This is a genomic window from Aureimonas ureilytica (genome assembly GCF_001475935.1).
GTDB lineage: Bacteria > Pseudomonadota > Alphaproteobacteria > Rhizobiales > Rhizobiaceae > Aureimonas > Aureimonas ureilytica_A.
In genome coordinates this window covers 1-9,078 of the sequence record NZ_LDQA01000100.1, presented here as the reverse complement: position 1 = coordinate 9,078, position 9,078 = coordinate 1, and the positions used below count along the sequence as shown (strand labels likewise).

Annotated in this window: 11 protein-coding genes; 2 read left to right on the top strand and 9 right to left on the bottom strand. The window is 68.6% G+C overall.

The genetic code is table 11. The features are described 5' to 3' along the window. Positions 1-102: 102 nt before the first annotated feature. From arsC to NS365_RS22660, 9 genes are all read right to left on the bottom strand, one after another. Entirely contained in the window at positions 103-516 is a 414-nt protein-coding gene (gene arsC / locus NS365_RS22700; protein ID WP_058602565.1) for an arsenate reductase (glutaredoxin), read from the bottom strand. After that, entirely contained in the window at positions 513-866 is a 354-nt protein-coding gene (locus NS365_RS22695) for an ArsR/SmtB family transcription factor (RefSeq protein WP_058602564.1), read from the bottom strand. Before NS365_RS22695 ends, arsC begins: the two co-directional genes overlap by 4 nt. A gap of 102 nt (positions 867-968) precedes the next feature. Beyond that, positions 969-1,613 carry an ATP-binding cassette domain-containing protein gene (locus tag NS365_RS22690; RefSeq protein ID WP_058602562.1) on the bottom strand — a complete coding sequence of 215 codons (645 nt, stop codon included), beginning with the start codon at positions 1,611-1,613 and terminating at the stop codon, positions 969-971. Positions 1,614-1,615: 2 nt separating this feature from the next. After that, the gene (locus NS365_RS22685) at positions 1,616-3,298 is read right to left on the bottom strand and encodes an ABC transporter permease (RefSeq protein WP_343286853.1); all 1,683 of its coding nucleotides are present in this window, start codon (positions 3,296-3,298) and stop codon (positions 1,616-1,618) included. Positions 3,299-3,351: 53 nt separating this feature from the next. Further along, the gene (locus tag NS365_RS22680; protein WP_244498538.1) at positions 3,352-4,581 is read right to left on the bottom strand and encodes an ABC transporter substrate-binding protein; all 1,230 of its coding nucleotides are present in this window, start codon (positions 4,579-4,581) and stop codon (positions 3,352-3,354) included. Positions 4,582-4,589: 8 nt separating this feature from the next. After that, complete coding sequence (locus tag NS365_RS22675) at positions 4,590-5,777, bottom strand: FAD-dependent oxidoreductase (RefSeq protein ID WP_058602560.1); 1,188 nt, start codon at positions 5,775-5,777, stop codon at positions 4,590-4,592. Further along, a complete protein-coding gene (locus tag NS365_RS22670; RefSeq protein ID WP_058602559.1) occupies positions 5,774-6,487 on the bottom strand; it encodes a L,D-transpeptidase in 714 nt (237 codons plus the stop codon). Before NS365_RS22670 ends, NS365_RS22675 begins: the two co-directional genes overlap by 4 nt. Before the next feature lie 64 nt (positions 6,488-6,551). Beyond that, the gene (locus NS365_RS22665; protein WP_058602558.1) at positions 6,552-7,085 is read right to left on the bottom strand and encodes a redoxin domain-containing protein; all 534 of its coding nucleotides are present in this window, start codon (positions 7,083-7,085) and stop codon (positions 6,552-6,554) included. Between the two features lie 47 nt (positions 7,086-7,132). After that, positions 7,133-7,756, bottom strand: coding sequence for a TetR/AcrR family transcriptional regulator (locus tag NS365_RS22660; protein ID WP_082640332.1), 624 nt, complete (start codon positions 7,754-7,756; stop codon positions 7,133-7,135). Positions 7,757-7,866: 110 nt separating this feature from the next. On the opposite strand from NS365_RS22660, the gene NS365_RS22655 reads away from it, so the two are divergent. Both NS365_RS22655 and NS365_RS22650 read left to right on the top strand, forming a co-directional pair. Continuing rightward, on the top strand, positions 7,867-8,274 hold the full coding sequence (locus NS365_RS22655; protein WP_058602556.1) for a thioredoxin family protein: 408 nt from the start codon (positions 7,867-7,869) through the stop codon (positions 8,272-8,274). After that, positions 8,271-8,990: a cytochrome c biogenesis CcdA family protein gene (locus tag NS365_RS22650; RefSeq protein WP_058602555.1), complete on the top strand. Its 720-nt coding sequence runs from the start codon at positions 8,271-8,273 to the stop codon at positions 8,988-8,990. The genes NS365_RS22655 and NS365_RS22650 overlap by 4 nt, the downstream gene beginning before the upstream one ends. Positions 8,991-9,078 lie beyond the last annotated feature (88 nt).

Sequence of the window (9,078 nt, the reverse complement as noted above, 5' to 3'; positions counted from 1 at the left end):
GCGGCGGGTGCGGCGGGGCGCCGGGGCCGGCGAGCGCGTCAACGTCGACCGGGCGAAGCTGGTCGAGGTCGACGGAGGGCAGGTCGGGAGCGGCGGGATCCGTCACGATGCCGATCCGGACGCGCCCACGACTTCGCCGTCTTCCTTCGTGAAGGTGGCGACGGGGTTGGCGAGGAGCGGCAGCACCTTCTCCGACGGGCGGCAGAGCGCGACACCCCTGTCCGTCACGACGATCGGACGGTTGATCAGGATCGGGTGCGCCATCATCGCGTCGAGGAGGGCATCGTCGGACAGGGTCTCGTCCCCGAGGCCGAGTTCCGCGTAGGGCGTGCCCTTCTCGCGAAGGAGGTCGCGCGGGCGGATGCCCATGGCGCCGATCAGTTCGACCAGCTTCTCCCGGCTCGGCGGGTCCTTCAGGTACTCGATCACCTGCGGCTCCTCGCCGGACTGGCGGATCATCTCCAGCGTGTTGCGCGACGTGCCGCAGGCGGGGTTGTGGTAGATCGTGACGGTCACGAGCATGTCTTCGACGGGCAGGAGGGGGAGAGAAGGTCGGCGCCGAGATTCCCGCAGATCTCCGGGTTCCCCGAGCAGCAGTCCTTTGTCAGGAAAGCGAGGAGCTGGCGCATGTCGTCGTAGCTCGCCGCGTAGAGGATGCGGCGCCCGTCGCGCCATGAGCGCAGGAGCTTGGCGCGCTCGAGCGTCGCCAGGTGGAAGCTCATGCGCGTCGGCGGGATAGATAGCGCCTCGGCGATCTCCCCTGATGCCATGCCGTTCGGGCCGGCCCGGACGAGCATCCGGAAGGCCGCGAGGCGGTCGGCATGGGCAAGGGCGGACAGGGCGGCAACGGCTGAGTCGTCGTTCATCCCTGTGATTATGCAAATATCGTTGTAACGTTCAAGGCTGATTGCCAACGAGCGCATGGGCCCATTGGCTACGCAGCTCTCGGAGCACACTAGTCAATCCGATCAACCGCCGATCTCGATGACCTTCCCGTACTTTGGAATGTCATGAGCATCGTGCGTTACGAGAAGCGCGGGAATGCGGCGCGTCGCGACCTCGCGGAACACCAATTCGCGGATCTCCGGTCGCAAGGCGGCATCGAGACGTGAGAAGGGTTCGTCGAGCAGGAGCAGCCGCGGCTCGCTAAGGAGCGTCCGCGCCAGCGACACGCGAGCCGCCTGGCCGCCGGACAGGGTCATGGGCGAGCGGTCGAAGGTTCCGGCGAGCCCGAGCCCCTCTAGCATGTTCTCCGCCATCGCCTTGCGGAGGCCACGCCCGCGCCGGACGGCAGGGATCGCGAAGGTGAGGTTGCGGCCGACGCTCATGTGCGGGAACAGGAGGGCGTCCTGGAACATCAAGCCGACGCCGCGCTTCTCGGGCGCAAGCGCGAGAAGATCCCGGCCGCCGAGGATCGCCTTGCCGGAGGCTGTGAAGCTCGGGTCCAGGAAGCCTGCCAGAAGCGCGAACAGGCTCGACTTGCCGGAGCCGGACGGGCCACGAATGGTCAGGACGCTCCCGGCCTCGATCGCCGCGTCGATGTCCAGCAAGAGCCGCCCGCGCAGCGAGATGCGGACCGCTTCAAGCTCGAGGTTCCCATCGCCCGCGGCCATCGTCACGTCGCCCGTCTCGGTTTCGTGGCGAAGACCATGGGGACGCTGCCGGCCAAGATGAACACGATCGTCGGCAGCAGCGTCTGGAGCAACGCATAGGTGCCGACGATGCGCGGGTTGCCGCCCGACGAGAGCGCCACGGCTTCCGTCGTGATCGTTGGGAAGCGTCCGGCGCCGATGAGGAGGGTGGGCAGGTACTGGCCGACCGAGACGGAGAAGCCGACGGCGAAGGCGGTGGCCAGCGCCGCGGCCAGCATCGGCAGCCGGACGCGCAGGAGCGAGCGTAGGCGCGACGTCCCGAGACCCGCCGCGACCCGTTCGTAGCGTGGATCGAGCGCATACCAGGGCGCCGCCAGCGCGAGCGTCACATAGGGCACGACGAAGACGAGATGCGTCGCGACGAGAAGCGAAAGGGACGCCTCGGCCCTCAGCGACAGGACGAGGATCTGAAGGCCGAACAGGAATGCGACCTGCGGCACGACGAGCGGCAGGTAGATCAGCCCGGCCATCACCCGGGGCAGTCGGATGTCGTCCCCGCGCTGGCTCCGGCGGTGGGATTCGAGAAGGGCGACGACGAGGACGAGCGCGATCAGGGCCGATGTCGCGGCGACGGCAAGAGTGGTGATCAACGGGCCCGACGCGCTGGACCAGGCCCGGAGCCAGGTCGTTCCCGACAGCCTGGCGGGAAGAAGGTCGGGGAACTGCCAGAGCCCGGCAGCAGACCAGAGCGCCAGAACGACGAGACCGGCGCCGACCGTCGACAAGGCAAGGCCGACGATGCCCGCGGCCGCGAACCGGACCGCTCCGTCCGCTTGTCCGCGCCGTCCCGAGTTCCCGAGGATCGCCATCGCCATTCCGGCCGCCCGCTCGACCGCGAGCCAGGCGGCCACCACGGCGAGGGTCACGCCGAGTTGCAGGATCGCACCTGCGGACGCGAGGAAACGGAAGGACAGGTCGGGATCCGACATCCAGCGAACGAGACGCACGGCGAGCGTCGGCGGGAGGGAGGGGCCGAGGATCAAGGCGACGTCGACGACCGAGGAACCGTATGCCGCGACCGCCAGGACGGGCAGTCGGATCTGACGGTAGACGCCCGGCCAGACGCAGGTGAGGAAGCCGGCGACACGCCCGTACCCCAGTGACCGAGCCGCCATCATCCGGCGTTCGGGATCGACCTGCGGCAAGGCGGCGATGGCGACGAGGAGCAGGAAGGGCAGTTCCTTGGCGACAAGGCCGGACATGAGCGCTAGTCCCCAGGGATCGCCGACGATGAGAAGGTCCGGTGGGCGGTCGAGGCCGAACGGGCCGGCGACGGCCCGCATGAACAGTCCCGAGGGCGCGATCAGGAAGGCGAGGCCGAAGGCGGCTGCCGCGTGCGGCACGGAAAGCACCGGCGACAGGAGGCGCTGGACGAGGGCGAACGTCCGCGTGCCGGAGAAGGACGCAAGGAACAGCGCGGTCGCCCCGACCGACATGAGCGTGGTCGCCAGCCCGGTGGCGAAGGACAGGGTCACCGACGCCGCAAGAGCCGGCTCGGCGAACAGGGCGCGAAAGGGCGCCGTGGTCGCCGACGAGCCACCGAGCGCCGGAAGGAAGCCGAAGGCCGGCAGGAGAACGCCGAGCAGCCCTGCCACGACGGGTGCGGCGAGGAGTAGCGCGACGCCGATGGCGACGGGACCGGACACCCGTCCGGCCGCCGTCCCGATCCCCGGGCCTGCGCTCGTCCTCGCCACCCGCATCATCGTCCCGTGCCGTAGCGCTTCATCCACTCGGCTTCGAGGCGGGTCATCCAACTGGGATGAGGCTCGGACAGGACCGGGCCGAGCTCGGACGCTTGCAACGTCGCCGGACCGAGGTCGAGCCCCTCGAATGCGGCGCGCTCGGGCTGCGGCAGCTTGGCCATGTCGAGTACGGTCGGATCGCCCCAATGGGACGGATCCTCCTTGCGGAGCTGCGCCTCCGGCGAGAGGAGGAAGTCGGCGACGACCTTCGCAGCCGCCTGCGAGCCCGAGTTGAAGGGGATCGCCACGTAGTGCGTGTTGCCGAGGGTCCCGCCGGGGAAGGTGAAGGAACGCACCGTGTCGGGCAACTCGCCCGCCGCTATCCCTGCCGAGGCCTCCCCGGGATTGAAGGCGAAGATGATGTCGAGTTCACCGTCGGCGAGGAGCTGTTTCATGGCCGGGTAGTTGGATGGAAAGTCGCGCCCCCCGCGCCATAGGAGCGGGTTCAGCGCGTCGAGATAAGTCCAGAGGGGTGCCGTCACGCTGGCGAACGCCGCCTCGTCCACGGGGCGCTCGAGGAGGCTGCGGTCGGCGACCTGCTCCAGCAGCACCTGCTTGAGGAAAGACGATCCGACGAAGTCGGGCGGTGCCGGATAGGAGAAGCGCCCGGGATGGGCCTTGGCAAAAGTCATGAGGTCCGCGGCGGAGCGGGGCAGGTCCGCCTCGGCGGTGCGCGCGGAATCGTAGAAGAACACCAGCTTGGCGCGGCCCCAGGGAGACTCCTGTCCCTCGATCGGCAGCGTGAAGTCCGTCGTGGCCCCGGGGTTGCTGGTGTCGACGTAGCGCCAGTTCGGCAAGTCCGTTGCGAAGCCGTCCGCCAGCAGCCCTTGCTCCTTGAGGGACGCGAAGTTCTCTCCGTTGATCCACACGAGATCGACCGATCCGCCCTGAAGGCGCCCGGCCGCCTTCTCGGCGACGATCGCCGAGACCGCGGTCGCGGTGTCCTCGAGCTTCACGTGGTTCAGCGTGATGCCGTAGCGGTCCCTGACGACGCCGCCGGCCCAGGTGATGTAGTCGTTGATGTTGGGCGACCCGCCCCAGGCATGGAACTGGACGGACTGGCCCTTCGCCGCGGCGAGCGTCGCCTGCCATTCGGGCGACGTCGCCTCGACCGCATGCGCGGGCCCCGCCGGGAGCGCAGACGGTAGGAGCATGAGGGCCAGGGCGGCGGCAAGGGTCAGATGCATCGCTCGTCTCATGGGCGGTTGCCTCCTCGTGATGAAGCGCGCGGCGGGATCGCGTAGCGCTCGACGAAACTGGTGTCGCTCCAGCGCTTCCAGCGAGCGACCCAGCGCCCGCTCGCCGCCAGTCCCCACTTGTCGGCGATCGCGCTCCCGTTCGCGAGCGAGATCAACGCCAGCCAGTGCCGTTGCGGCCGAAAGGCGCGCAGCGTCGCACCGGACAGCGCCTGCCGAAGGTTGTGGTGAAGGACGGGGCCGGCACGGACCGCGAAGACGCCCGACTTGGGGCGGGGATCGTAAAGGGATGCGACGTCGCCCGCGGCAAACACCGCGGGATGCGAGATCGAGCGGAGGTGACGGTCGACGCGTACGAAGCCGCGTTCGTCGAGAGCGAGACCGCTGGACCGAAGCCAGGGCGGTGCCGCGCTCGAAGTCGTCCAGACCACCTCCTGGACGTCGAGTTGGCGTCCGTCGGAGGCCACGAGCACACCGTCGACGAACGCGACCGCGTCGAAGCCATCGACCGTGGCGATGTCCGCCTTGCGAAGCTCCTTCGCTACCAACCGACGTGCGAGTGCGCCGCGAGATGGCATGGGTTCGTTCGAACGCCCGACCAGCAGGATCTCCACGGGCCGGCGGTCCGGGCTGCGGGCGAAGCGTCGGCGGAGCGCGAACGCGATCTCCACGCCCGCCACTCCCTGGCCCACGACTGCAAGGCGGACGGGTTGTTCGGCGCGTCGCACCAGTCGGTCGAGGTCGGGAAGCCGCTCCGCGAAGGAGGCGATCGGCTTCACCGCAATGCCCTCTTGGCCACCGCTCGGATGCGACGGTCGCGAACCGATGTCGAGTGAGAGCAGGTCGTAGGAAAGAACCGAGCCGTCGGCGAGGGCGACGATCCGCCGTTCGGCGTCGATGGCTTTGGCCTCGCCATGCCGAAAGGCGATGTCCGAGGCCGCACAGAGCGCTGGGAGATCGACATGGATGTCGTCGAAGCCGTAGTCCCCGGCGACGAAGCCGGGCAGCATGCCCGAATAGGGCGTGAGGCGCGCTGGGGAGACCAGCAGCGGCTCGCAGTTTCCGGCAGGGGCGAGACCGAGACGCCTGATCACCTCGACATGCGCATGACCGCCGCCGAGCAGCAGGAGACGCGGCGGAGCGCCCCGACCGCGCGGATGGGCTTCGCTCGGATGGCTCGCCGTCAAGCGGCAGCCGCGGGAGCGCTGGACGGCAGCACCACGATCGGCGTCCCGTTGGGGACGCGCTCGTAGAGGTCGGCGACGTCCTGGTTCAGGAGGCGGATGCATCCCGACGAGACCGCTCGGCCGATCGACCATTCCTGGTGCGTCCCATGCAGGCGGTAGAGCGTGTCGCGGCCGTCCTGGAAGATGTAGAGGGCGCGCGCGCTGAGGGGGTTCGTCAGGCCCGGATCCATTCCGCCGTTGGCGATGGAGTACGGCTCGAGTTCGGGCTGCCGGGCGACCATCTCGTCCGGTGGCGTCCAGCGGGGCCACTTGCGCTTGTACTGGACCTTGGCACGGCCGGACCAGGAAAAGCCCTCGCGACCGACGCCGATCCCGTAGCGCACCGCGGAACCGTCGGCCTGCGTGAAATAGAGGTACTTCGCGTCAGTATCGACCACCAGCGTCCCCGGGGGCTCGTTCGTTGTGTTTGCGACTTCGCTTCTCCAGAAGCGCGGGTCCACCTTCGAGACGTCGACCGCCGGAACCGGGAACGCCTCGTCCGGCATGGCATCGTACATGAGGGGCCTCGGCGGCGGCGGGGGAGCCGCGGCCGGAATGGCCCGGGCCTGCTGGCGCGGCAGGGATGCGCACCCCGACAGAACGAGTCCGGCGAGGCCGAGAACGACATGCCGGCGGGATGGCGAGAAGCGGACGGTCGGACGTTCGGTCAAAGGGCATTTTCCGTATTCTGAACGGGGATCCGGCAACGACTGGGATGTGGCGCGTCGACGGGCGTCAGTTCCCGGCCTGCACCGAGCCGCGGACCGGGTAGTCGTTCTCGATGATGAACTTCAGGCCCCCGAGGAGATCGTCCAGCCGCGGCCGGGCGAAGGGGACGTTCTGTAGATGGAGCGCGTAAACGCGTCCGCCGGGATACAGGACGGCGATCCCGGGCTCGGCGAAGCGATCGGGCTCGGGATCCTTCGCCTTGGCGGAGATGAAGAGGCCCCAGGCGCGTGCGCTCTCCTCGGACAGCCCGTATCCGATCGGGAGCGCACCGACGTTCCACTCGGTCGCCTGTCGCTCGGCGCGCTCATGGGAGTCCATCGAGACCGCGCGGACCTCGACGCCGAGCTTGTGGAACGCCTCGAGCTTGCCGGACAGCTCTTCCAACTGGCTCTTGCAGATCGGGCAATGAACCCCGCGGTAGAAGAAGATGGCGGTGAAATTCTCGGGCTTGGCATCCGAGAGATCGAACGCCTCCCCTCCGAGCACGCGGAACCTGAGGGCGGGGGCGCTGTCGCCGGGAAGCGGGGTCGTGTGGTTCATGACGTTGTCCTTGGTTTTGGGGTGTCCGTGCGGCGGTGCGGTGCGTCTCAGCCGCCGGCCGTCGGGTGCTCCGATCCGATCCCGTCGGGCGGAACCGGCGACAGCATCGCGATCTGTGTGTCCGCGAGCGCGCGGAGGTAGGCAGTGCCCGCGGCCGTGCGCGCCATCACGCGGATCGAGACGATCGTGCCGAGGATGGCCTTCGCGAAAGCCGCGGCATCCAGGCGATTCGAGATGGAGCCGTCGGCCTGACCGCGCAGGACGGCCCTGTGGAGAGCCTCCTCTACCTCGCGCAGGCCGGCCGCGACGTCGTCGCAGAGTTCGCGGTCATGCGCCGCCACCTCTGCCGCCGAGTTCACGAGGAGGCAGCCGTCCCGGCTTCGCGCCGAAGCCTCGACGACGGCGTCGAGGAAGGCGACGATCGCCTCCCGGGGGGCGGGGCTTGCGTCGAGCAGCGCGACACGCTTGCGGCTCGACCCGTCCAGATAGTGCTGGAGCGACCGCTTGAAGAGGGACCGCTTGTCGCCGAAGGCGTTGTAGAAACTTGCGGGGTTCATGCCCATGGCCCTTCCGAGGTCGCGCACGGACGATGCGGCATAGCCATGGGACCAGAACCGCTCCACCGCCCTGTCGAGTGCTTCGCTCTCTTCGAAGCTCCTGTTACGCCCCATCACGCAAAATCCCTGGTGGATCACGACGCCGACATGAGCCGGTCGACTGCTTGTTATTTTAGATCGACCGCTCCAAAATGGTAGCCCTGACTGTAGACGGAGGACTACACATGAGCGTCATGATCCTGAGGACCGCCGCGGCGGCGATCGTTCTTTCCGTTTCCGCGTTCGCGAGCGCCGCCGCGTCCGCTGCCGAGATCGCGCCCTTTGAGATGGCCGCCTTCGAGAAGGCCCAGACGGACGGAAAGCCGATCGTCGTCGACATCGCGGCGCCGTGGTGTCCGACCTGCGCCGCGCAGAAGCCGATCATCGAAAAGCTCGCGGCCGACCCCGCGCATGCCGACATGAAGATCTTCCACGTGTCGTTCGACGACCAGAAGGACGTCGTTCGGGCATTGAACGCCCGGATGCAGTCCACGTTGATCGCCTTCGACGGAGCCAAGGAAACCGGTCGCTCCGTCGGAGACACGAACCCGGCCTCCATCGCGGCCCTGTTCGCCTCCACGAAGGGAGAGTGAACGTGACCGCGCTGTTCGCACTGCTGGCGGGCGTGCTGTCGACGCTGTCGCCCTGCGTCCTGCCGCTTTTGCCCGTTGTGCTGGGCACCGCGGTCTCACAGCATCGCATGGGACCCGCGGCGCTGGCCGCGGGTCTTGCCATATCCTTCGTGGCGATCGGGTTGTTCGTCGCGCTCGTCGGCTTTTCGATCGGGCTCGACCTCGCCGTCTTCCGCACGATCGGGGGCTTCGTCCTTGTCGGCATCGGCGCGGTCCTGATGGTTCCGCGGCTTCAGACGAGGCTCGCAACGGCTGCGAGCCCGGTCGGGACGTGGGCCGAGCATCGGTTCGGCGGCTTCGAGGGAAGCGGGCTGGGTGGTCAGTTCCTCGTCGGCCTGCTCCTGGGGGCGGTCTGGAGTCCCTGCGTCGGGCCCACCCTCGGAGCGGCATCCATGATGGCCGCGAGCGGGGAAAACCTGGGGCAGGTCACGATGACCATGCTGGCGTTCGGCGTCGGTGCCGCCCTTCCGCTGCTGTTGCTCGGCACCCTGTCGCGTGAGGCACTCGTTCGCTGGCGCGGCCGCCTGCTCGGTGCCGGCCGGGGCGGCAAGATGGTCCTGGGCGCGGTCCTGGTGACCGTCGGCATCCTCGTCGTTTCGGGTCTGGACAAGAAGGCGGAGGCGGCGATCGTCGCCGCGTCTCCCGAGTGGCTAACCAACCTCACAACCCGTTTCTGACGTTGCGGGCGTGAAGGAGTCTGAGAGGAACGGCGGATGAGCGACGGAATGGACTGCGACATCTGCGTGGTCGGCGCCGGATCCGGCG

Bases quoted from the DNA above. Each gene is read 5' to 3' on its own strand.
- NS365_RS22690 (WP_058602562.1), bottom strand. From the start codon at position 1,613: ATGGCCGCGGGCGATGGGAACCTCGAGCTTGAAGCGGTCCGCATCTCG.
- NS365_RS22665 (WP_058602558.1), bottom strand. From the start codon at position 7,085: ATGAACCACACGACCCCGCTTCCCGGCGACAGCGCCCCCGCCCTCAGG.
- NS365_RS22680 (WP_244498538.1), bottom strand. From the start codon at position 4,581: ATGCATCTGACCCTTGCCGCCGCCCTGGCCCTCATGCTCCTACCGTCT.
- NS365_RS22695 (WP_058602564.1), bottom strand. From the start codon at position 866: ATGAACGACGACTCAGCCGTTGCCGCCCTGTCCGCCCTTGCCCATGCC.
- NS365_RS22655 (WP_058602556.1), top strand. From the start codon at position 7,867: ATGAGCGTCATGATCCTGAGGACCGCCGCGGCGGCGATCGTTCTTTCC.
- NS365_RS22660 (WP_082640332.1), bottom strand. From the start codon at position 7,756: ATGGGGCGTAACAGGAGCTTCGAAGAGAGCGAAGCACTCGACAGGGCG.